The sequence below is a fragment of the Paucibacter sp. KCTC 42545 genome, assembly GCF_001477625.1.
In the GTDB taxonomy this organism is placed as follows: Bacteria; Pseudomonadota; Gammaproteobacteria; order Burkholderiales; family Burkholderiaceae_C; genus Paucibacter_A.
In genome coordinates, this window is record NZ_CP013692.1 from 598,925 (window position 1) to 620,969 (window position 22,045).

Annotated in this window: 16 protein-coding genes; 8 read left to right on the forward strand and 8 right to left on the reverse strand. The window is 64.5% G+C overall.

Annotated features, from left to right (window positions below; all coding sequences use genetic code 11):
* Nucleotides 1–18 precede the first annotated feature (18 nt).
* The gene (locus AT984_RS02635) at nt 19–1,158 is read right to left on the reverse strand and encodes an ABC transporter permease (RefSeq protein ID WP_058718782.1); all 1,140 of its coding nucleotides are present in this window, start codon (nt 1,156–1,158) and stop codon (nt 19–21) included.
* A gap of 129 nt (nt 1,159–1,287) precedes the next feature.
* Here AT984_RS02635 and AT984_RS02640 point away from each other — a divergent pair, with 129 nt between their 5' ends.
* The 4 genes from AT984_RS02640 to AT984_RS02655 all read left to right on the forward strand — a co-directional run bounded on the left by AT984_RS02640 (nt 1,288) and on the right by AT984_RS02655 (nt 7,535).
* Nucleotides 1,288–2,157: a hypothetical protein gene (locus AT984_RS02640; protein WP_058722040.1), complete on the forward strand. Its 870-nt coding sequence runs from the start codon at nt 1,288–1,290 to the stop codon at nt 2,155–2,157.
* Nucleotides 2,154–3,383, forward strand: a complete 1,230-nt coding sequence (pncB, locus tag AT984_RS02645) for a nicotinate phosphoribosyltransferase (RefSeq protein ID WP_257721170.1) — start codon at nt 2,154–2,156, stop codon at nt 3,381–3,383. The genes AT984_RS02640 and pncB overlap by 4 nt, the downstream gene beginning before the upstream one ends.
* 106 nt (nt 3,384–3,489) lie before the next feature.
* Nucleotides 3,490–4,764, forward strand: a complete 1,275-nt coding sequence (locus AT984_RS02650; protein WP_058718783.1) for an HD-GYP domain-containing protein — start codon at nt 3,490–3,492, stop codon at nt 4,762–4,764.
* Nucleotides 4,761–7,535, forward strand: coding sequence for a PAS domain-containing hybrid sensor histidine kinase/response regulator (locus AT984_RS02655; protein ID WP_058718784.1), 2,775 nt, complete (start codon nt 4,761–4,763; stop codon nt 7,533–7,535). The genes AT984_RS02650 and AT984_RS02655 overlap by 4 nt, the downstream gene beginning before the upstream one ends.
* 62 nt (nt 7,536–7,597) lie before the next feature.
* On the opposite strand, the gene AT984_RS02660 is transcribed toward AT984_RS02655, so the two are convergent.
* Entirely contained in the window at nt 7,598–10,015 is a 2,418-nt protein-coding gene (locus AT984_RS02660) for a penicillin acylase family protein (RefSeq protein WP_058718785.1), read from the reverse strand.
* A gap of 320 nt (nt 10,016–10,335) precedes the next feature.
* On the opposite strand from AT984_RS02660, the gene AT984_RS02665 reads away from it, so the two are divergent.
* Nucleotides 10,336–11,331 (forward strand): hypothetical protein, encoded by a 996-nt coding sequence (locus AT984_RS02665; protein WP_082679731.1) that lies wholly within the window; start codon nt 10,336–10,338, stop codon nt 11,329–11,331.
* 69 nt (nt 11,332–11,400) lie between these two features.
* Here AT984_RS02665 and AT984_RS02670 read toward each other — a convergent pair whose 3' ends face one another.
* Genes AT984_RS02670 through AT984_RS02680 form a run of 3 tightly spaced genes read right to left on the reverse strand, consistent with a single transcriptional unit; the run spans nt 11,401 to nt 15,750 of the window.
* A complete protein-coding gene (locus tag AT984_RS02670; protein WP_156421861.1) occupies nt 11,401–13,137 on the reverse strand; it encodes a dockerin type I repeat-containing protein in 1,737 nt (578 codons plus the stop codon).
* Nucleotides 13,138–13,150: 13 nt separating this feature from the next.
* Entirely contained in the window at nt 13,151–14,677 is a 1,527-nt protein-coding gene (locus tag AT984_RS02675) for an esterase/lipase family protein (RefSeq protein ID WP_058718788.1), read from the reverse strand.
* 26 nt (nt 14,678–14,703) lie between these two features.
* A complete protein-coding gene (locus tag AT984_RS02680; protein WP_058718789.1) occupies nt 14,704–15,750 on the reverse strand; it encodes a PEP-CTERM sorting domain-containing protein in 1,047 nt (348 codons plus the stop codon).
* 347 nt (nt 15,751–16,097) lie between these two features.
* Between AT984_RS02680 and AT984_RS02685 the strand changes: the two genes are divergently transcribed.
* Both AT984_RS02685 and AT984_RS02690 read left to right on the forward strand, forming a co-directional pair.
* Nucleotides 16,098–17,066 carry a patatin-like phospholipase family protein gene (locus tag AT984_RS02685; protein WP_058718790.1) on the forward strand — a complete coding sequence of 323 codons (969 nt, stop codon included), beginning with the start codon at nt 16,098–16,100 and terminating at the stop codon, nt 17,064–17,066.
* A 59-nt stretch (nt 17,067–17,125) separates the two neighbouring features.
* On the forward strand, nt 17,126–17,779 hold the full coding sequence (locus tag AT984_RS02690) for an LON peptidase substrate-binding domain-containing protein (protein ID WP_058718791.1): 654 nt from the start codon (nt 17,126–17,128) through the stop codon (nt 17,777–17,779).
* A gap of 28 nt (nt 17,780–17,807) precedes the next feature.
* Here the strand turns inward: AT984_RS02690 and AT984_RS02695 are convergent, their stop codons facing one another.
* From AT984_RS02695 to AT984_RS02705, 3 genes are all read right to left on the reverse strand, one after another.
* Nucleotides 17,808–18,776 carry a DUF3667 domain-containing protein gene (locus tag AT984_RS02695; RefSeq protein WP_058718792.1) on the reverse strand — a complete coding sequence of 323 codons (969 nt, stop codon included), beginning with the start codon at nt 18,774–18,776 and terminating at the stop codon, nt 17,808–17,810.
* A 313-nt stretch (nt 18,777–19,089) separates the two neighbouring features.
* Nucleotides 19,090–19,659 (reverse strand): TIGR01841 family phasin, encoded by a 570-nt coding sequence (gene phaP / locus AT984_RS02700; protein WP_269465248.1) that lies wholly within the window; start codon nt 19,657–19,659, stop codon nt 19,090–19,092.
* A 362-nt stretch (nt 19,660–20,021) separates the two neighbouring features.
* Entirely contained in the window at nt 20,022–20,594 is a 573-nt protein-coding gene (locus tag AT984_RS02705; protein WP_082680284.1) for a nuclear transport factor 2 family protein, read from the reverse strand.
* Between the two features lie 206 nt (nt 20,595–20,800).
* Here AT984_RS02705 and AT984_RS02715 point away from each other — a divergent pair.
* A protein-coding gene (locus AT984_RS02715) for an IS3 family transposase (protein ID WP_231741695.1) occupies nt 20,801–21,984 on the forward strand; the annotation gives its coding sequence in 2 pieces (ribosomal slippage) (nt 20,801–21,071 and nt 21,071–21,984; 1,185 coding nt in all).
* Nucleotides 21,985–22,045: the final 61 nt, after the last annotated feature.

Below are 22,045 nucleotides of genomic sequence, written 5' to 3' on the forward strand. Positions count from 1 at the left end.
GCTGTTGGCTTCACCGGCTCAGATGCCCAGTTTGTAAAACACGATGGTCAACATCGAGGCCGTCACCACGATCAGCAAGATGCCGGTCACCACCGCCGAGGTGGCCGCTTCGCCCACCGACTGCGCACTGCGGCCGCACTGCATGCCGCGCAAACAGCCCGCCAGCGCCACCATCGCCCCGTAGACGCAGGACTTGGCCAGGCCGACACCAAAGTCGGTCAGGCTCAGCGTCTCCACGGTTTGGCTGAAATAGGCCGTGGCGTCCAGACCGAACACCAGCACCGCTACGCTCAGGCCGGCCAGAATGCCCATCACGCTGGCGTAGATGGTCAGCAAGGGCATCATCAAAATCAAGGCCAGCATGCGCGGCAGCACCAGATAGCGCATCGGCGCCATGCCGGCGGTGCGGTAGGCATCGATCTCTTCGTTGACCTGCATGGTGCCCAGCTGGGCCGCGAAGGCCGCGCCCGAGCGGCCGGCCACCACGATGCCGGTCATCAGCGCGCCGATTTCCCGCACCATGCCAATGCCCACCAGGTCGGCGATGTACACCTGGGCACCAAACCTGGCCAATTGCGCCGCGCCCATATAGGCCAGGATCAAACCGACCAAAAAGCTGATCAAGGAAACGATGCCAAAGGCTTGCGGCCCGCATTGCTCGACGATGCTCCAGAAGTCGCGGGCCCGAAATGAGCCCTTGCCGCGCAGCGCCTCGCCGGTGGCTTGCAGCAGCTCACCGATGAAGCGGGCGAAGGCGCGCATATCGGCGCCGATCTCCAGCGTCAGCAGGCCTAAGCGATGGATGAAGCCGGTATTGGCCTCGGCGTGGGGTGCGTCGGGCGGCTCACCCTGCGCGGCCAGGTGCAGCAAGCGCCGCAGACCGTCGGGCAGGGCGCTGAAGTCCAGTTGCACGCCCTCGGCCTGCAGCTGCTGGATCAGGCCGCGTATCAAAACGGCAAAGCCGCTGTCCCAGGCGTTGAGTTGTTGGCCGTCGAGGCTGATGGTGGTGCCTTCGGCTTTGCTCTCGGCGGCAAAGGCGATCAACTCGGCTGCTTGGGGTAAACGGTCGCTCAAGCGCCATGAGCCGGCGAACACCCAGCGCACGGAGGCCGCCTGCGGCTCAGGCAGAACGCGGAAGCGTTCTTCGCTCAAGGGCATGCGCGGGACTTCTGTCATTCTTCTCGCAAGTTATTTGGGGTGTTGCCGCAGTGTCGCATCAGCAAATGCCGCCGCGCAGACTCCTAGCGTCCCTTGTACATTGAAGCCCTCGAAGATTCAATTCTCATCGTGCCTAGCCAACTCCACCATCCCCTGCATTTGCTGATCATCGATCCGCAGAACGATTTTTGCGATCTGCCCGAGGCCTATCGGGCGCCCGATCCGGCCACGGGGGGCAGGCTGTCGCCCGCACTGCCGGTGCCTGGCGCTCATGCCGATATGCAGCGACTGGCCCAGTTCATGCGCTCCTGCCAGGCAAAGCTGGATGCGATCACGCTCACCTTGGACTCGCATCAGCGCCTGGACATCGCCCATCCTGCTTGGTGGCAGGATGCCAGCGGCCTGCCTGTGCCGCCTTTCACCATCATCAGCGCCGAGGCGCTGCGCGCCGGCCAATTCTGCCCGCGTGACCCGGCGCAGGCCCCGCGCTGCCAGGCTTATTTGGATGCGCTGGAGGCGGGCGGGCGCTACCAGCTGATGGTCTGGCCGGTGCACTGCGAGATCGGCACCTGGGGCCATGCGGTGCATGCCGATGTGCATGCGGCTTGCAGCGCCTGGGAAGAGTCGCGTTTGCTGCCGGTACGCAAGATCCTCAAAGGCAGCAACCCCTGGACCGAGCATTACAGCGCACTGCAGGCCGAAGTGCCCGATGCCGCCGACCCCGCCAGCCAGTTCAACCAGGGCTTGCAGCAAAGCCTGGCGACGGCCGGCACCTTGCTGGTGGCCGGTGAGGCCAGCAGCCATTGCGTCAAGGCCACGCTGGAACATTTGGTGGCGCATTGGCCGCCCGATCAGCTGGGCCGCATCGTGCTGCTGAGCGATTGCATGAGCCCGGTGGCCGGCTTTGAGTCACAGAGTCAGGCCCTTTTGGATGAGATGCAGGTGCGCGGTTTGCGCGTGTGCAGCACTGGTCAGTGGCTGGCCGAGGCGGCGCAGTGAGCGGCGCTGTTGTGGGTTCTTCTGCCGCCCCCGTCATCGGCAGCCTGCTGGAGACCGATCTCTACAAATTCACCATGTGGCAGGCCATGCTGCACCGCCACCCGCAGGCGCAGGCCGAGTACCGATTCGCCTGCCGCTCCCAGCCCGACTACCCGCTGGCCGAGTTGCTGCCCGATATCGCGCGCGAGCTGGACGCCCTGTGTGCGCTCAGCTTCAAGCCCGACGAGCTGCGCTACCTGGGCGGCCTGCGCTTCATGAAGTCTGACTTCATCGACTTTCTGCGCATCTTTCGCTTCCAGCGCGACTTCATCGAACTGGGCGTGAGCGAGGTCGATGGGCGGCAAGACCTGACCCTGGTGGCGCGCGGACCGCAAGTCCATGTGATGGGCTTTGAGATCTATGTGCTGGCCATCGTCAACGAGCTTTACTTCCGCCGCTTTGACCAAGCCCGTGCCCTGCGCCTTGGCCGCGAACGCCTGGCCAGCAAGATTGCCGAGTTACGCGCCTTCGAACATGAGCCCCGGCGCGCCCATCCCTTCGAGGTCTTCGACTTTGGCGTGCGGCGGCGCTTTTCCGGCGCCTGGCAGCGCGAGATGGTGGCCACCTTGAAGGCCGAGGTGCCGCAGTTCTTCAAAGGCACCTCGAATGTCTTGCTGGCCCGCGACCTTGACCTGGTGCCCATCGGCACCATGGCGCATGAGTATTTGCAAAGCTACCAGGCCACCGGCGTGCGCCTGCGCGACCATCAAAAAGCCGCGCTGGAAGACTGGGTGCAGGAGTACCGCGGCGACCTGGGTGTGGCGCTGACCGATGTGGTTGGCATGGACGCCTTTCTGGCCGACTTCGATCTCTATTTCGCCAAGCTGTTTGACGGCTTGCGGCACGACTCCGGCGACCCCTATGTCTGGGGCGAAAAAGCCCTGGCCCATTACGCCAAGTTGCGCATCGACGCGCACACCAAGCGCCTGGTGTTTTCCGACGGACTGGATGTTCCTGCCGCCCTGGCCCTGTACCGCCATTTCGCTGATCGCACCCAGCTGGGCTTTGGCATAGGCACCAACTTCTCCAACGATATGGGGCTGACGCCCTTGAACATCGTCATGAAGCTGACCCATTGCAATGGCCAGGCGGTGGCCAAGCTGAGCGACAGCCCGGGCAAGACCATGTGCGAGGACCAAACCTTCCTGGCCTATCTGCGCCAGGTCTTCGGAATTGCCGCCATATGAGTTAAGGAGCTGATCATTCTGCCCAGTTTGCCAGCCCAGCCAGCGCGCTTCTGGCACTGATTCGACTGCCCCAAGTGCTTGGAAACATGCTCAAATAATTGCCGCCATGTCTGCTGCAGAAAACGAACATCGCATCACCGTTGATCAGTTGCGCGTGGGCGTTTACGTCTACTTGGACGTGGGTTGGATGGATCACCCCTTCAACTTCAATAACTTCAAGATCAAGACCGAAGAGCAGCTGCAGACCATTCGCAGCCTGGGCCTGGCCAGCGTGCGCTGGGCGCCGTCCCTGAGCGATGTGAAGCCTTTGGCCAAGAGCGAGCAGCCGCCGGCGCCGCCCACCGCGGAGGAGCTGGCCCGCCAGGCCGAGCTGGCCGCCCTGATGGCCGCCAAGCAGCAGCGCATTCAGCAGCTGGCCGAGCACCGCGAGAAGATCGAGAAAGTGGAGCGCGCCTTCGCCAATGCCGCCGGGGTCATCAAGGGCATCAACAAAACCATTTACTCGCAGCCCCAGCAGGCGCTGAATGACACCACCGAGCTGATCGGCGGCATCGTCGACGAGATGCTGGCGGCGCCGGATCTGGCCATTCAGGTGATGGGCGACAAGCCCGGCAACGAGGATGTCTATCTCCACTCACTCAACGTCTCTGTGCTGGCCATGGTGCTGGGCAAGGAGATGAGCATGCCGGCCGAGCTGGTCAAGATGGTGGGCATGGCGGCGGTGTTCCATGACATCGGGCTGAACGACATTCCCGAGAACATCATGCGCAAGGCCGGGCCCTTGAGCAAGTTCGAGCGCGAGGCGCGCGAACTGCACTGCCAGTACGGTCTGGACCTGGCGAAGAAGATTGGCTTGTCCAATGTCTTGTGCAACATCATCTATCAGCACCACGAGGCCTTTGACGGCAGCGGCTATCCGAAAAAGCTGTCGGGCGAGGCGATCGATCCCTTGGCCCGCCTGGTGGCGGTCATCAATACCTACGACAACCTCTGCAACGCGCCGAATATCGCCAACTCGTTGACGCCGCATGAGGCCTTGTCGCAGATGTTCGCCCAGCAGCGCAGCCGCTTTGACCCGCGCTTTTTGCAGGCCTTCATCAAGTTCATGGGCGTGTATCCGCCGGGCACCATCGTGGGCCTGTCCAATGATGTGATTGGCCTGGTGATTCGCGTCAACGCCGCCCGGCCGCTCAAGCCCACCGTCATCACTTATGACGCGGGCATTCCGAAGAGCGAAGCCATGATGCTGGACCTCAACGAAGAGGGCGATGTCCACATCAGCAAGGCCTACCGCCCCAGCCAGCTGCCGGCCGCGGTGTATGAGTACCTGGCGCCGCGCAAGCGGGTCAATTACTTCTTTGACGGAGGCAAGCCCTCATGAGCTGGGATGCTGCCACCCTGGATCGCGTCATGTGCGACCAGAGCTCCGAGATGCTCTTGGTGGTGGACCCCAAGTCGCTCAACATCATCTCGGCCAATCGGCAGGCCGAAGTCACCCTGGGCTATGAAGCCACGCCGCTGGTTGGGCGCTCCATCACCGAGGTGGAAAGCAGCCTGGCCGATATCTTCTACTGGGAAGATGTGCGCATGGGTGGCGGTAGCGATATCGACAACGCTGAATCCATGTACATCTGCGGTGACGGCGTGGCGCTGCCTGTGATCAAGTCGATCCGCCGCTTGCGGGGTGACTTCGAAGACGTCTTGGTGCTGCGGGTGCGTGACGGCGCCAGCTTGAAGCGCGGCGAGGCCCAGTTGGCGGCGTTGTCTGGCCAGTTGCAGGCGACGCTGGAATCGATCTGGGAAGGCATTCTGGTGCTCGATTCGGCCGGCCAGATCGTCAATATGAACCGCCGCTTCAGCGCCATGTGGGAGATCCCCGAGGCCGTGCTGCTGCAAGACAGCGAAGCCATCATCGCCTGCCTGATGGACAAGCTGAGCACGCCGTGGGCGTTGCAAGACGACTTCGACGCCTTCAGCCAACAGGCTGGTCACGAAGTCTGCGAAATCACCAAGCTCAAGAACGGCCGTTTGTTTGAACGCCGCGCCCGCCCGCAGATGGACCGCGGCGAGGTGATCGGGCTGGTTTACAGCTTCCACGACATCAGCGATTTCGTGCACGCCCGCCAGGAGGCCGAGGAAGCCTCGCGCTCCAAGAGTCGTTTCCTGGCCAATATGAGCCACGAGATCCGCACGCCGATGAATGCGATCCTGGGCCTGCTCAAACTCTTGCAGCGCACCGAGCTCAGCACGCGCCAGCGCGACTACGCCAGCAAGACCGAAGGTGCGGCCCGCTCGTTGCTGGGCTTGCTCAACGACATTCTTGACTTCTCCAAGGTCGAGGCCGGCAAGCTGGCGTTGGACCCGCAGCCGCATGCCTTGACGCAGGTCTTCCGTGATTTGTCGGTGATCCTGGCCGCCAATGTGGGCGCCAAGCCGGTGGACTTGCTGTTTGATCTGGATCCGCAACTGCCGCCCTTGTTGCAGGTGGATGCTTTGCGCTTGCTGCAGGTGCTGATCAATCTGGCCGGCAATGCGCTCAAGTTCACGGCCCGCGGCGAGGTGGTGGTGGGCGTCAAGCTCTTGCAGTGCGATGCAGAGGCGGCGCGCCTGGAATTCACGGTGACGGACACCGGCATAGGCATCGCGCCGGAGCACCATGCCAAGATTTTTTCCGGCTTCAGCCAGGCTGAAACCTCCACCACACGCCAGTTCGGAGGCACCGGCTTGGGGCTTGCCATCAGCATGCGCTTGCTGGAATTGATGGGCGGGCAGATCACGCTGCAAAGTGCGCTGGGCCAGGGCAGCCGCTTCAGTTTTCAGCTCGACTTGCCGCTGGTGCAGGCCGAAGCCGAGCCTGGTGTCAGCGCCCAGCGCGCAGCCCCGCCGCGGCAGGGCCTGGCCTTGCTGATTGACGATAACGCGCGGGCCCGCGACGTGTTGCGCCGCCTCTTGACGGCCGAGGGATGGCAAGTGGTGGCGGCGGCCAGCGTGGCCGAGGCGCAGGCCTTGATGGCTGCCTCCGCCCCCGACGGCCTGGCGCTGAACCTGGCGCTGGTGGACGCGCTGCTGCCGGGCGAAGATGTGTGGGCTTGCTTGGCCCAGCTGCGGGCCCAGCCCGGCTTGGCCGAGTTGCCCATCGTCATGAGCGGCACGGCGCTGCAGCTCGAAGCGCAGACCCAGGCCGAGCAAGCGCAGCTGAGTGCCTTCTTGGTCAAGCCTTTGATGGCGGTCGCCTTGCGTGAGGCGCTGAATCCGGCCAAGGACGCGGCCGCCGAAAACGCCCAGGCCGGCGCGGCGGCTGCGTCGAACGAGGCGGCCCCGCTGGCGGGCATCCGCCTGCTGGTGGTGGAGGACAACCTCAACAACCAGCAGGTTGCGCAGGAGCTGCTTGAAGACGCCGGCGCCACGGTTAGCCTGGCCTCGAATGGGCAGGAGGCGGTGGACTTTATGCGGGCCGAGGCGGGCTCGGTGGACCTCTTGTTGATGGATGTGCAAATGCCGGTGATGGACGGCTACACCGCCACCCGCATCCTGCGCGAGGAGCTGGGCCTGCGCCTGCCCATCGTGGCGATGACGGCCAATGCCATGGCCTCGGACCGCGATGATTGCTTGGCCGCAGGCATGGACGAGCATGTGGGCAAGCCTTTTGACCTGGACCGGCTGGTGCAGCTGATCCAAAAGCTCGGCCGGCCAACAAGGCCCGGCTCGGAGGGTTCGGCCTCAAGCGAAGCGGCAGCGGCGTTTGTCTTTCCCTCTTTGCAGCTGCCCGCGCCGTTGCAGCAGCAGGCGTTGGCTGATGGCATTCAGATCCAGCTGGCCCTGGACCGCTTCATGGGCAAAGCGCCGATGTATCAGCGCACCGTGCTGGGCTTTGCCGCTTCAGCGAGCGAACTGCCGGGCCAGGTTGAGGCGGCCTTGCATGCGGGTGATTTGGCGGCCGCCCAGCTTCAGGTTCACGCCTGCCGAGGCATGGCCGCCATCTTGGGCGCCGAGCGCCTCGCCCAGTTTCTGGACAGTGGCGAAACCCAGCTGGAGCAAGGTAATGCGCCCGATGCCGCCTGGCTGGCCACACTGTCCGAGCAGCTACAGGCCACGGTGGCAGCCTTGCACGAACTGGCCGAGGCGGTGCTGGCCTTGCCGGCGCAGACCTGAGCCTCCAGATATTGCGGCATGCAAGGCCGCATGGATGGGCGGCGACTACAGGTGACTAGCGCTTACTGTGGCTTGGCCTCCAGCCACTGCGTCAGCTTGCCCGCCAGCAAGGGCGTGGCCTCACCGGCCGCCCAAGCCGCGTGGCCGGCGCCGTAGTAGGGCGAGAGCGGGTGGCCGCTTTGCCCGCCCGGCATGCTCAACAAGCCCTGCGCCTCGCGGCCCGGCGCCACCACCAGGCGCTGCGACTGGCCAAAGGCCGGCTGGGCCACATGGGGCAGATTGCTGTCCCCGCCTTGTGGCTGGCTGGGCATGTCCAAGAACACTGACAGCGCGGGGATGGCCTTGGACAGCACATGCTGGATCTTGCTGGCGTTGTGCCGGCCCCAAGTGGCCTGGCCCAGCGGCTCGGTGGCGCCCAGAGTGAGTTCGTTGATGGCAATGTCCAACTGGCTCAGCAGCAGGGCGTCCCAGCTGGCGTAGGCGGGCGGCAGCAGATGGGCGGGGGCCTGGTCCAGCGCCGCGCTGGCGCTGTACTCGAATTGGGCGCGCCAGGGCGTGCGGCGCTTATCGTCGAGCTGTTGCTCACCCAGGAAGGGCAGGGTCCAGGCGGCCCACAGGCGGTCCAGTGTTTTCAGGCGCACCGCACGCACCAGGCGGTAGGCCACTTGGTCGGCATCGGCGCGGCCATTCCAGGCTTGCAGCATGGCGGCCACTTCGTCGTGGCGCTGGCTGCGCGCCAGCACTTTGGCCAGGCGCTGGGCCCAGCTCTGCATGAAGCGGGCTTCGTTGTCGAGCTGGATCGCCGCCAGACTTTGCTCGTCGTGCTGGGCGCGCTCACTCAGCCGGTCACGGATCTGGCGGGCGCGCGCACCCAGGTCAAAGCCGCCATCGCCAATGCTCTCGCCGCCGATCTGTCGGTTGTTGGCGGTCCACAGTTGGCCCTGAGTGGGGTTCTTGATGACGGGGTATTCGGCAGGGGGCATCCAGTCAGGGGCGGCGCTGTCGGGCGCTTGAAAGCGGGCGTAGCTTTGCGCCACGCCGGCTTGGCGCCACAGCCGGCCGGCAATGGTCCAGGCGATGGCGCCGCGGCTGTCAGCCAGCAAAATGTTCTGATGCGGCAGGCCGCTGGTTTGGGCGATGCGCAGGCCTTCTTCGACCGAGCTGGCTTGCAGCATACGGTCCAGTTCCAGATTGAAGGCCTCGCCGCGCTGGGCGATCCAGCGCAGGGCATAGGCGTGGCCGCTGGCTTTGTCTTCGCGCACGATGGGCGCGCCCTTGTACTCGCGCACTTCCAGTGTTTGCGCGGCCTCGCCCTTGATGGCGATGGTTTCTTGGTAACGCTGAATCTGCTCGGCAGGCAGATTGGCCGGCAGCTTGATCCAGTCAAACCATTGGCCGTAGGCATTGGTGAATCCCCAGGCCAGCCGGCCATTGCTGCCCACCACCAAGCTGGGCATGCCCGGCAGCGTCAGCCCGGCACCGCGCTGGCTGCCGCCCCCCTGGCCCAGCTGCAGCTGCGCCCGGTACCAGATGCTGGGCACCGACAGGCCCAGATGCATATCGTCCGCCAGCAAGGCGCCACCGTGGGCGCTGCGCTGGCCGGACACGGCCCAGTTATTGCTGCCGATGACGGGGGCTTCGCCGCCGCTGGCCATGCTGATCCCCATTCCAAGCTCTAGCCCAGCCCCATTTTCTGGGTTGAAGCTCAAGGCCTGCTTGGGCGCTGCCGCCGCCTGCTTGCGCAGGTCAAAAGCTTCGGCCGTGGGCATGGCGCCGTGCGGGGGCAGCTTGCTGCCGTCAAGCGCCGCGTCCCAGTGGCCACCGCGCGGGTTGAGCCAGTCGAACAAAGCGTCGCCGCTGAGTTCGCGCAGGCGGGCGCGTTCAAAGCCGGCATCGATGCCACTGCCTTGCAGCATCCAGAACATCTCCGCCACCACCAGCAGCGAGTCCACTTCGGTCCAGGCTTGCGGCTGGGCCTGCAGCAAAAGGTACTGCCAGGGCCGCAGCGTCTGCGCGGCCAGGCCGGCGTTGACGCCGCTGGCATAGGCCGTCAGCAGGGCTTGATCCGCGGCGCTGAGTTGCTGGAAGCGTTCGCTCAAGCGCACGCGCATGCGGTGCATGCGGCGCTGCTTGTCGCGCTCCAGCGCCTTGGCGCCAAACAGGGCGGACAGCTCACCCGCGGCGGAGCGGCGCGTCAGGTCCATCTCAAAAAAGCGCTCTTGCGCATGCACAAAGCCCAGGCCGCGCGCCAGATCCAGCCGGTGCTCGCCCTGCAATATGGCCGTGCCTAGGGCGTCGCGGCCTATGCTCAGAGGCGCTTGCAGGCCCGGCAGCGTGATCTTGCCATTGAGTTGGGGCAGGCTGGCGCGCAGCAGCGCCCAGGCCAGGGCGATCAGCAGGAGCAGGATCAGCAGCAGGGCAGCGAGGCTGCGGCGCAGCAGGCGCAGGCCGGATTTTTTGGGGGAGGGCGTGTTCGTCATGATGAGGCAGTCTAGGTGGCTGCGCGGCACTCGGCCCCCGGGTCTTGCCCCATGTCGGAGCCAGGTATGCGACCATGCGCCCCATGTTCTTCGCCAAGCATGTATCGCGCCGGCAGTTCGGCCCTTGGGCGGGCGGCTTGGCCATGACTCTCTGGCCCCGTATGGATGCATTCGCACAAGCCCCGGCGTCCGCGCAGCAGCAGCTGGCCAATAGCAGCACGGCGGCTATCAAGGCGCAACAGCTCACAGCGACGCTGCCGGCTGGCGGCGGGCCGCTAAATCTGAGTATTGAGGTCCAGGGTGAGCCGGAGAATAGCCTCGTGTTTTCATCCCTGCGCAGCACGGCCAAGCTCGCGGCCATCAGCCTTTTTGATCCTCTGGGTTCGCTGGTCTGGCGCAAAACGCCGGCCGAGCTGGGGCTGACGCCGCAGGCCGATGCCGGGCGGCCCGAGCTGGGCGATGCCATCGTCTTGCCGGCGGTGCGCGATGCGGCGCCGGGGCGCTGGCGCTTGCAGCTCGAAGCAAGAGCGGGCGCCAAGGGTCAGGTCTTGCTGAGCTACCGGGTCTTGCCGCGTTTCGAGCTGAGCCTGAGTTTGTTGAGCGCCGGCAGTTCAGGCGCAATGATTGCCGCCGGTGAGCCCCTGCTGCTGGTGCTGCGAGGCCAGGATTACGGCGTACCGCTGACCAACTGGGTGGCAAGGGCGCCGCAGCTGAGTCTGCGCGATAGCCGGGGTGAACTTGTCGCCAGCCCCAAAGCCGAGGCCGGCGCGCGCACCGCGACTGGCATCTTGATCAGCGATGAGCCCGGTGCCCTCATCGCCCGCTTCAGCCTGCCCGCCGCGGGGGAGTACCGGCTCACTGCCCAGCACCAGTTCCGGGCCACGGCCAAGCCCTTGCAGGCCGAGTTGCTGCTGCATGCCGCCGCGCCCAAGGCCGCGCTGGCCTTGAGTGGGCTGCGGCTTGAGCAGCAAGCGGGAGCTGCCGGGGTTTGCGTCCGCGCGGTGCTGTTTGACTTTGCGGTGAGTGTGGCCACTGCCGGCAACTATGCCTGCAATATCAGCCTGGTCGGGCCGGCGGGATCGCGCATGGTCAGCGCCTCCAGCATGCTGGCGGCGGGGGCGGGTCGCATCTCGGTGCGGGTGGGCGCAGACAAGCTTGCCGCTCTTGGCGGGCCACTGACGGCGCTGGCCCGGGTGGGCCTGATCCGCTTTGGGCCCAGCGAAGCGGGCCTGGTGGCCGAGTTGCAAGAGGTGGCGCTGAGCGCCGAGCAGGCCAATGAACTCAGGGCCGTATACATGGCTGTATGTAGGCCCTGAGTTCGTTCTCACTCGGCCGCATGGCCCCTTAGGTCAACGGGCCATGCGGCTGCTATACCCCGATCTGGGTCAGTTGCGCGGGCAGTTGGGCGCCGTACATGCGCGCTGGATCAAAAGCCGCGCATCTTGCAGATCGATCTTGCCGTCACCGTTGAGGTCGCGGCGGTCGCCGGGGATCAGCGGGCTTTGGCCGCGGTACTGCATCAAGAGGTCGCGGTCAGCGGCGTTCACACTGCCATCACCGTTGAGGTCGCCGGTGATGGTGGGGAAGTACTGCCAGCGCGAGATGGCGCTGGCGGCTACCGGCACCCGCGAAGCCTGTGCCGTGCTGCCGCCACCCACCACCAGCACCGACTCGATGCGGTAAGGCCCGTCACTGCGCTGCAGCTTGTCTGCCAGCACCGTGGCGGTGATGGCGGTATTGCTGTTGGCGGCCAGTGCGCGGCTGAGGCCGAATTGGCCCACCTCGGCGCCTTGTGCATCAATCACCTTGAAGGAGATTTGGTAGTTGCCGGCATTGATCACGCGCAGCGGCAGGCTGAAGTCCAGCTGACCAATATGGCTGCCGCGCAGCACCGGGCTGACCGTGGCGCCATTGGCCACCTCGATGGCGGCGGCGCAGAACTGTTCCAGCGGCATGCCGCTGAAGCTAAGCGCATTGTTGCGGCGCATTTCCAGCTGCGGCGAAGCGCCGGCGAAGGCCAGCAGATCCAGCGGATCGACGACAAAGCTGCCGCCTTCGCTGAAGTGCTGGCGGATCTCGGTCGAGCTGAATGACACGGTGGACGACAAAGCGCCGGCCGCCGCCAGCGTGGTGTTGGCGCGCTTGAGCAGGCTGCCGCTGGCGCTGCCGTTGGGGCCGAGCAAGGTGGCTGCCGTGCTGTAGGTGCCGGGCAGGGCGACCGTGCCGGTCAGCGTGACATTGAGCTTGCTGATGCAGTTGTTGGCCCCGCGTGTGACCGAGCTGCTGACCGCGCCGAATGTGAAGTTGGCCGGCACGATGTCCACAAAACCAGTGGCCGTGCGCCGCACATTGCCGCCGCCGGCGGTGGGGATGTCCACCTGGGCGTCGACCTGGTAGCGGCCGGTCTGGTTGAAGGTGTAGCCGCGGCTGTAGATGCCGTCGCTGGCCAGGCCGTCGAAGTCAGCGGCTTGGCCGCTGTCCACCGCACTGACGTTGGCAATCGGATTGCCGTCCTTCTTGAGCGTGAGGCTGGGCGCCAGGCCCAGGATGGGGAGGCCCTGGTTCAAGGCCAGCACGCCCAGCGGCACCGGCTGGCCGACCCGGTAGCTTTGACCGCTGAGCACCATGCCGACCTGGTAGGGCGACTGTGCGTACAAGTTCAGCAGGGCAACCGTGGGCACGGGTGCGGGCGGGAAGGTGGCCAGCAAGGTCCAATTGCCGTCCACCGGGTTGGCGATCTCGGGCGTGATGAACAGGCCGCCCGGCAGCGGCGGCGTCAGGCTGGCGCCGTCCAGAAAGCTGATGCGCGGGTCATTGGCCGCGATCACGACCGTGCCTTGCGGGTCGATCAGGCTGATTTGTGCCCCGCTCACTGGCAGGATCAGCTGCAGCTTCAGGCTGTTGAAAGCCGAGACCGCAATCGGCATGCGCAGCTGGGTGGCGCCGGCCGTGATAGGCCCGGCCTGGGTGTTGGTGGCCATGGCGTTGACCAGGCCGGTGTTCTGCGCTTGGGCAGCGGGGGCCAGCAGGCTCAGGCCCAGTGCCAGGGCTTGCGCCAGGCAAAGGGTGGAGAGGCGTAGCGAGCGCAATGAAGGAAATGGGTGGCGACGAATCAAGCTCATGATGGCTCCTGGCTCAGCGCAGTTTGATGGTTTCATCAAGAATCTTGCGCACATTGCCGCCGTTCTTGACCGTCGAATGGTTGATGCTGTTCTGGTTGCCCAGTGGCGTGCCCCAGCCCGGGTTGGCGCTGGGCAGGGCCACCACCACATCGTTGGGGCTGGCGCTGGCGTTCAGCACCGTCTGGTAAGTCAGCACCGTGATGGGCGGAACCGAGGGGTCAAAGTTAGGCAGCACCTCGAAGCTCAGCTGCACCGCCGAGCTGAAGTTGCAAATGGTCATATAGGCCAGGCGCAGCGCGTTGTAGGTGTAGTTGCCGAAGATGGGCACCCCGGAGATGGGGTTCATCGGATCGATCTCGCCATTGCTGGGCTCGCGGCTGCAGTTGGGGCCGGCGTCCGCGCCAATGGTGAAGGTATTGCCCACATTGCCGCGCAAGCCAGCTGAGATCGCCTGATTGGCCGACTGCGTGGTCAGGTCGTTCAGCCCCGGAGGCTGAGGGCCGGCGCCAAAGCCGCTGGCGATGCCGGCGGTGGTGCTGTCCACAAAGCGGCGGGCATAGCCGTTGGGGTCTTGGCCATTGCCTTCATAGATGCTGGCCAACGCGCGCTGCAGCAGGGTCAGGTCAGCCACCACCGAACCGCGGTGGGGGGTGGACAAGGTACCCAGCGACAGCACTTCAAATTCCGGCGGGCTCAACACGGCCATGGCTTGTGAGTCCAGGCCACCCTTGCTGTGGACGATCAGGTTGACCTTCTTGGCCTTGACCTGATCCAGATAGCCCGTAATCTGGCCCTTCAAGTCCGCCGCATTCGTCATCACCGCACCATTGCGGTTGCCGGTGAAAAATCGCTTGTAGAGCGCACCGCTCTTGTCCATGGTGTCGAGCACGCCGGGGGCCTCGGCGGCGTCCCAGGTGTTGTCTTTGGCGGCGATGCCGTGAATCAGGGCAAAGGGGTAGGCGGCATCGAATTCAATGCCGACCCAGTCGATGGCCATGCACCAGTATTCGCCATTACCGACATTGCCGGTGTCGATGTCGACCTGAAATTCGTTCACCACGCCCGGATTGCTCGGGCTGGCGAACTTGACCTCGCCGATGTCGACCTCGAAGGAATCATTCACCCATTGGTTGTTGAAGCCGGACAGGGTTTTGATGAAAGTGCCGTTCCAGGAAAGGTTATCGATCTCGGGGGCGTAAGTGCCGTCGGTGACGGCCTTGTCGTCAATGTCGTAGACCGGGAAGGAAATCTTGGCGCGCGCGCCCACCACCTTGTCGGCGACCAGCTTGCCCGGGTCCTTGAGCTTGCCCTGGCCGTCGAGTTGGGTTTCATTGACGGGGGCCGGCACCTTGAAGCGCACGACGAGTGGACCACTGCCGCGGTAGGTGCAGCCGGTGTCCAGGCCCGCGCCGGAGTTGGTGACGTATTTGCCCATGTCCTGCTCGGGCGGGGTAAAGGGCGAGGTGGTCTGCGCCAGCGCGCAGGCACCGGTGGCTAGCAGGGTCAGGCTGGCGCCTGCCTGCACAAAGGTCTTCATCATGATGGCGTCCTTTGAGTCGAAGGGGCTCAGGGTTTGCTGAGGAAAACAGGGGCAGCGACAAAGATCGCGTCACCACGCGCATGGGCCTGGCCCTGCAGGCGGGCGCCGAGCTTGTCCGCCGGCAGCGGCTGGGCGGTGGTGATCCAGTACTCACGCCCGTCTTCCACCGCCCGCACCTTGGCGCGCGAGCCGGCGATTTGCAGCACGACGACTTCGATTGGCGTGCCTTTGGCAACAGCCGTGGTGGCAGGCGCGGAGGCGGCGCTTGTAGCGGGCGGCAGGTTGCCGGCCTGTGCCGAGACTTGGCCCACCGCGAAGGCGGCGCTGGCCAGGCCGAGCAGCTGGATGGCCCGCCCTGAGGGTCGGGTCTTGCCTGCGCTGTCGGCCTGCTTGCCCTTGCGGCGGCTCAGGCCCACGCCGGCCAGGGCCAAGGCCACCAGTGCCAAGCTGGCGGGCTCGGGTACTTGCCCGCCGCCGCCCTCGGTGATGGCCACCACCGCGCGGGCCGACTGGTAGTCAACTTCCATGACCCGGCCGCTGCTGTCCAAGAACAGCATGCCGGGGTCGCTCAGATCAATGGCGAACTCGGCGCCGCTGCTGGCCGCCAAGGCGGTGAAGCTCAGGCTCAGGAAGCGGAAGCTGTCGGCTTGGTCGGCGTCCAACAAGGCCGTGCTATTGCCGGACAGGCCAAAGGCATCGATCATGCCGGCGCCCTGGGTGGCATCACCGTAGAAGCCCAGCGACCCCGGCTCGTCAAGGTCAAGCTGGTTGATGGCACTGGCCGGGTCGATGAAGCTAACGGTGCCCAGGCCCGCCAGGGCGGCATTGTTCAAGATATTGATGTCGAATGTACTGAGCGAACTGCCGGCCGCTGGGCTGAAGCCGCTGATGTCGAAATAGATGGTGAAGACTTCACCCACATTCACGCTGGACTTCGAGGCGCTGACGCTGATGAGCGGCGTGGCTTGTGCCGTGCCGATCCAGCCTGTGCTGGCCAAGGCAAGCGCCAGCAGCCCACGCAGCATGCCGGTGCGGAGCTGGCTCTGGATGGAGAGGGGGAAACCTAGCTTCATGAGAACTCCTGACTGAACGGTGTGATGACTGAATTCGGGTGCGGCTCTTGGCGGCCAAGCAGCCATGCAGCAGCTTCAACCGCGGCCTACCGCGGCTCTTCAAGCAAAACAGTTTTTCCGGCTGAAACCTCGTGATGGCGAGGCATGCGTGCTCGCACGGCACTTCGCTGGTGCCTGGGGAAGACTGGGCCCGTCAAGACCGGGCTTTGTTGCCCGGCTCTTCGCCCGTCCGCAGAAGCTTGACTTGCACAAGCCTTGCCTTGAATGGCGCTGAGTCTATGGAGTGCTGCTGCGGCGCGCAATTTCACATCTAGGGGGGAGCGGCGCAAGGTCCCTAGAATCGCGGCATGCATTCTTTCTCCGCTCCTGTTTCTGCTTCCCCTCGCACCTTCATCACCTCATTCAGCCGCCGTGGCTTGTTGTTGGCAGCCCTGGCTTTCGCCGGCTGTTCCAGCACTTCCCTGACCAAAGCGCCCGAGGTGGCCCCGGCACCCAGCCCGGTGGCCGCCAGCCCTGTGGCTGCGCCCAAGCTCCCGCCCGTTTTGCCCAAGCTGGGCTTGGCTTTGGGCGGCGGCGCGGCACGCGGCTTTGCGCACATCGGCGTGATTCAGGTGCTGGAAGAGCAGGGCATCAAGGTCGACCTGGTGGCAGGCACCTCGGCCGGCAGCCTGGTGGCCGCCTTGTATGCCTATGGCATGAACGGCCGTGAGCTGGCCACGCTGGCCGATGGCATGGACGAAGGTGCCATCACCGATTGGGCCTTTCCGACCCGCGGCCTGATCCGTGGCGAGGCGCTGGCGCGCTATGTGCGCGAGAAGACCGGCGGCAAGCTGATCGAGCAGATGAAGCTGCCGCTGGGCATCGTCGCCACCGATTTGTCGGACGGCTCGGGCGCGCTGTTCCGGCGCGGTGATACCGGCGTGGCGGTGCGGGCCTCAAGCTCGGTGCCGGCGGTGTTCCAGCCGGTCAAGATTGGTAATCGCGAGTATGTGGATGGCGGCCTGGTGGCGCCTGTGCCGGTGCGTTTTGCCAAGCAGATGGGGGCGGAACTGGTGTTGGCGGTGGACATCTCCTCGCCGCCCGACAAGAACCCGCCGGGTGATGCGATGCGCATGCTGATGCAGACCTTCTCCATCATGGGCCGCAGCATCAATAACTTTGAGCTCGGCGAGGCCGATGTGGTGATTCGGCCCAAGCTCGACGGGGTGGGCAGTGCTGATTTCTCAGCGCGGCGCCGCTCCATCCAGGCGGGTCGCGAAGCGGCTATCCTGATGCTGCCGCAGCTGCGGGCGCGCATTGAGGCCAAAACGCGCTAGTTCATGTCCTTCCCCCGGCCGCTTGACCCGGCCTGGCTTATCCCGCGAGGCACCGAATCATGAGCACCGCAACGATTCCGCTCTTCCCCTTGCAGTCGGTGCTGTTTCCCGGCGGCTATCTGCCGCTGCGGATTTTTGAGCCACGCTATCTGGACATGATTGCGCGCCAGCACAAGGCCGCCCAGCCCTTTGGCGTCGTCAGCCTGATTGAGGGCGGCGAGTTGCGCCGCCGCGATGAGGCCTCGGGCGATGGCGCAGGCTTTGTGCGCGAGCGCTTTCAAGACATCGGCACCTTGGCGCATATCGACTGGCTGGAGTCGCAAGGCCCCGGTCTGCTGCAGATTCGCTGCCATGGCGGCCAGCGCTTTCGCCTGCTTCGCAGCGAATGCCTGCCGCATGGTTTGTGGATGGGCGAGATCGAACTGCTGCCCGACGATGTAGCGGTGGCCGTGCCCGCCGATCTGGCCCCGGCCGCCGTCTTGCTGCAAACCTTGCTGCACAACCTGGAGCAGGGCGCGGCGGCGGTTGATCTGCCTTTTCAGCCGCCCTACCAGTGGCAGGACAGCGGCTGGTTGTCCAACCGCTGGAGCGAGATGCTGCCGCTGGCCGATGCCGAGCGGCAGCGCCTGATGCAGTTGGACAACCCGCTGCTGCGCCTCGAATTGGTGGCCGATCAGCTGGACCGTTTGGGCCTGCCACCTCAGGGCCGTTGATCGAGCGCGCCCGCGCTCAATCTGCGCATCAGCTCAGCAGCGTCCACACCATCAAGCCGGCCAGCGCCATGCTGATGGTGATCAGATACAGCAAGAGCACGGCGAAGGCGCGCAGACCGGTGCTCCACCAGCGTGAGCCGTAGACCCGGCTCATCGCGACCAGTGGGTAGAGCACCGAGGCCAGCCCGGCCCATGCGGGCGCGCCCGACAGGCCCATCAGCTTGCCCGCCATCACCAGGGCAATCATGGCGAACCAGAAGGCGTGCAGGTGCAGGGCGTAAATCAGGTGCTCGGTGTAGCGGCGCCGTTTGTCCAGATAGACCAGCTTGAGCCAAAGCGCGTAGCTGGGCAGCAGCAAGAACATGGTGGTACCCAGATGGCTGAAGAAGCGGGCCTGGCCTTCTTGCAGCTCATTGGCCATGGTGGCGGGGTCGAAGTTGAAGCGGCGCTTGAGGCGCTCGCAAGTCGAGGCGGGCAGCTTGTTGCAGAAAAATACCCCGTCTTTGACGCCGGCACCAAAGCCGCCGATGCTCATGATCTCGAAGTCGCGTTTGTCGGCAGAGTCGATCGTGACCAAATGGCCGGAGTCGCTTTCCATCTGATTGGCCGTCACGATCCGCAGCAACACCAAGGCCAGCAGGCTGATGGTCAGATAGATGCGCAGCGGCAGCACATAGCGGCGGCGCCGCCCGGCAAAATATTCCAGCGTTAGCTGGCCCGGCAGCATCAGCTTGGCCAGGGTGCGCCACAAAGCGCCTTCCATCGCCAAGTAGCTGCCACCGAACTGTTGCAAAAACTCGCCCAACTTGGGCGCGCGCAGCAGGGTTTCCTGGCCGCATTCACCGCAGTACTTGGGCTTGGGGTCTGGAAAAGGGCTGGCGCAGTTGGGGCATTTTTCGGCCTGCGCGGGCGACACGGCCAGCCAGCGCGACCAGAGCCGGGGCGGGCGTTGCGCCAGCGGTGCTGGGGCGGGGGCAAGCGAGGTCGGGTCGGACATGGGGATGCGCAAAAAGGTGACGCCGTGACAGCGAAAAACAGTGCCCGCATCTTATGGGCTTGGCGCCATGCCACGCCGCGGCGCACGCTTGGGGTTTGCCTGCCGTTGCCGCCTTGGGGTCAGGTCTTGCCGCGCTTGCTTGAAAAGCGTTCGGCCATAAAAAAACCCAGCGCAAGCGCTGGGCTGAATCGGTGCAGGCATGCACCGAGGAGACAAACTTGGTCGGCTGACTGACTGATCTACCGGCTGCAAGGCCGCTGCACCGGGGCCATCAAGGCCCGGGCGTCGGCTTGCTGATTCGTTTGCTGACTGATCAGGCTGCGGCGCGCTTGGTGGCGCGGGTGGCGGTCTGAGTGGCAGTCTGGCTGGCCTTGACGGCCGAGTTGGTGGCGGCTTCGAAGTTGGCTTCGGCGACGTCAGCCGCTTGCTTGGCGGCCTTTTGCACGGACTCGAAAGCGTTGTTGGCGGCGGCAACAGCCGACTTCACCAGGGCAACAGCGTTTTCGGTGCCGGCGGGGGCGTTCTTGGCAGCGCTCTCAACCACGGCGGAGAACTTGGCTTGGATGTCGGCCAACTGGGCTTCGGCAACCTTGGCCACTTCGGCATTGGTGCTGGAAGCGATGTCGTACAGATGACGGCTGTAGGAAGCGGCCTTCTCGGCGCTGGGTTGCAGCAACGAGGATTGCAGGGCCAGCAGCTCTTGGGCGTCCTTCACCGACAGGGCGGCGTGGGTGGACTCAGCCACTTCACCCAGGGCCGTCTTGGCCACTTGCAGGTTCAGTTCGACGAGCTTCTCGACGCCTTCAAACGCCTTGTTCGTCAGGCCGAACAGGGTTTCGATATTGGCTTTGTGGGCGGCGATGATTTGTTCTGCGGTCAGCATGATGGAGCACTCCTTGAATTGGGGGCTACCCCCGTGTTTATCTGCAAAGTCAAACTTCGACAGTGAAATGTTGCACTGCAACAAACCGAAGTATAGGGAGGGGCATTTCTTTTGCAAGCACTTTTTTGTTGCAATGCAGCAAAAAAATGTAATAAGGCCAAGCCGGGCTGTTTTTGCCCAGCAAGTTCTTGCCAAGCCAGCATGCGCGCAGGGCGTGACGGGGCCATGACGCGGCGATGACTTTGTGCCTTTCCCCGAACTCGGCCTAGGGCGAAGGGGGACGCCTTGTTTGCGCGCTTCCTCTTATCCAGTTCAGCTTCGACCTGACCGGCTGTCGATTGAAACGGAGTAAGTCCGCCCGCTTAGTTGGCCGGCATAGGTGCCAGCGGTGGCACGGCGCGATGGTCGAGGCTCAGTACTCGTGCAAGCCGCCAGCGTCCGTCCTGCAGGCGCCACAGATTGACAAACTTTGCCAAGCTGCTTGTGCTGGCACCACGCTCGTCAAACCGGTGCATGCCGATCTGTGCAGCGCCGTAGTTGTGTATCGGATACACCCTCAAGCTACCTGGCACCAGCGTTCGCTTCACGCCACGATGGCTAGGACAGGATGCCGTGAGCCGGCGGGTGTTCTCACGTACTTGTTCAGCGACGGCTAGGCCAGTTTGGTCGTGATAGAACTCAACGTCGTCGGCAAAGAAAGCGTTGGCTTTCGCAGCATCGCAGGTTTCGAAGGAGGCTTCGAACAAGGCGCGATCCATCTGGGCAAGAACCTCGAACAACTCCCCGGACTGCAAACCGTCCGTGCTCGCCGCAAGAGGTGGTGCGGCGGAGTGTCTTTCGCCTTGTAGTGGCGAGGTCTTGTTGGGCTGATTTGGCGGGCTTGCGCAAGCAAGCGACACGACTGCTGTGATCAGGGATAAGGCGAGGACTCGCATCATGCTCTCCTATGTGAGGCCTAGGGCCAAAAGTCAACGGCGCCATCTAGGGCCGCAATAGGGGCCACGAGCATGCCGCAGGTAGGGCCAGAGCTCAAGCCCGCTTGACCGGTTGACCGCTTGACCGCCCTGCTTAGCGCTGTGTCCGTGTGCTGGTCTAATTTCCCCGGACACCTCGATAGGTGGAATCCACCTGGACGGGAAACATGAGCAAGAGAGAACGAAGGACATTCACTGCGGACTTCAAACTGCAAGTCGTGCAGATGATTCGTCAGCAGGGTTTGAGCGTGGGCGATGTCTGCCGCGACATGAAGCTCGGCGAGACGGCCGTGCGGCGATGGCTGACGCAGGCCGATGAAGAGGCTGCAGGCCGCCCCGGTATCGGCAAACCGCTGACCGCCGAGCAGCAACGCATCCGCCAGCTTGAGGCCGAGAACAAGCAGTTGCGCGGCGACGTCGATATCCTAAAAAAAGCATCGGCCTTCTTTGCCCGCGAGCTTCGATGAGCTATCAGTTCGTCGAGCAGTTGCACAAGAAGGCCGTTCCTGTAGGGCGCCTGTGTCGCGTGTTGGGCGTCAGCCGTTCGGGCTATTACGGTGCCCGTCAGCGCGCCAAGCTCGCGCCCAAGGCCTGTTTGGTCAGCACGCAATTGAAGGCCGAGTTCGCCGCCAGCGGCCGCGTCTATGGCAGTCGTCGTCTTGGCGCGGTGCTGCGCGTTCAGGGTCTGCATATCGGGCGCCACCGCGTGCGACGTTTGATGCGCGAGAACAGGCTGCGGGCCTTGTGGCGGGGCAAGTTCGTCCACACCACCGACAGCGGCCATGCGCTACCGGTCTCAGCCAACGTGCTGGCCCGGCGCTTCAACCCGAGCGGCCCCAACCAAGCCTGGGTGAGCGACATCACGTATGTCCGCACGCGCAGTGGCTGGTTGTACCTGGCGGTGGTGCTGGACCTGTACGCCCGCAAAGTCGTGGGCTGGGCGATGGCGCCGACCATGCATGCCGAGTTGGTATGCGCGGCGCTGCAACTGGCCATCGCGCAGCGCCAACCCGCACCAGGGCTGATTGTTCATTCCGACAGGGGTAGCCAGTACGCAAGCTCCCTTCATCAGGCGCTGCTGGCCCGTCACGGCCTGGTCGGCAGCATGAGTCGCAAAGGCAACTGCTGGGACAACGCGGTGATAGAACGCTTCTTCCTGAGCCTCAAGACGGAGCGCGTTTGGCAGCGCGACTACGCCAACCACGCCGAGGCCATGACGGACATCGCCGACTACATCGTTGGCTTCTACAACAGCGTGCGACTGCATTCCAAACTGGGCAACTTGCCACCCAATGCCTTCGAGCAGCAATCGGCAATCAAACAACCTATCGCTGTGTCCAAAAAAACTTGACCAGCACACCGTGCCGCGTCAGCCGCTATATGCTCACAGCCATACGAACTGCTTTGATCGG

Bases quoted from the DNA above. Each gene is read 5' to 3' on its own strand.
- AT984_RS02635 (WP_058718782.1), bottom strand. From the start codon at position 1,158: ATGCCCTTGAGCGAAGAACGCTTCCGCGTTCTGCCTGAGCCGCAGGCG.
- AT984_RS02655 (WP_058718784.1), top strand. From the start codon at position 4,761: ATGAGCTGGGATGCTGCCACCCTGGATCGCGTCATGTGCGACCAGAGC.
- AT984_RS02650 (WP_058718783.1), top strand. From the start codon at position 3,490: ATGTCTGCTGCAGAAAACGAACATCGCATCACCGTTGATCAGTTGCGC.
- AT984_RS02705 (WP_082680284.1), bottom strand. From the start codon at position 20,594: ATGCGAGTCCTCGCCTTATCCCTGATCACAGCAGTCGTGTCGCTTGCT.
- phaP (WP_269465248.1), bottom strand. From the start codon at position 19,659: ATGCTGACCGCAGAACAAATCATCGCCGCCCACAAAGCCAATATCGAA.
- AT984_RS02670 (WP_156421861.1), bottom strand. From the start codon at position 13,137: ATGAGCTTGATTCGTCGCCACCCATTTCCTTCATTGCGCTCGCTACGC.
- AT984_RS02680 (WP_058718789.1), bottom strand. From the start codon at position 15,750: ATGAAGCTAGGTTTCCCCCTCTCCATCCAGAGCCAGCTCCGCACCGGC.
- AT984_RS02660 (WP_058718785.1), bottom strand. From the start codon at position 10,015: ATGACGAACACGCCCTCCCCCAAAAAATCCGGCCTGCGCCTGCTGCGC.
- AT984_RS02675 (WP_058718788.1), bottom strand. From the start codon at position 14,677: ATGATGAAGACCTTTGTGCAGGCAGGCGCCAGCCTGACCCTGCTAGCC.
- AT984_RS02685 (WP_058718790.1), top strand. From the start codon at position 16,098: ATGCATTCTTTCTCCGCTCCTGTTTCTGCTTCCCCTCGCACCTTCATC.
- AT984_RS02695 (WP_058718792.1), bottom strand. From the start codon at position 18,776: ATGTCCGACCCGACCTCGCTTGCCCCCGCCCCAGCACCGCTGGCGCAA.
- AT984_RS02690 (WP_058718791.1), top strand. From the start codon at position 17,126: ATGAGCACCGCAACGATTCCGCTCTTCCCCTTGCAGTCGGTGCTGTTT.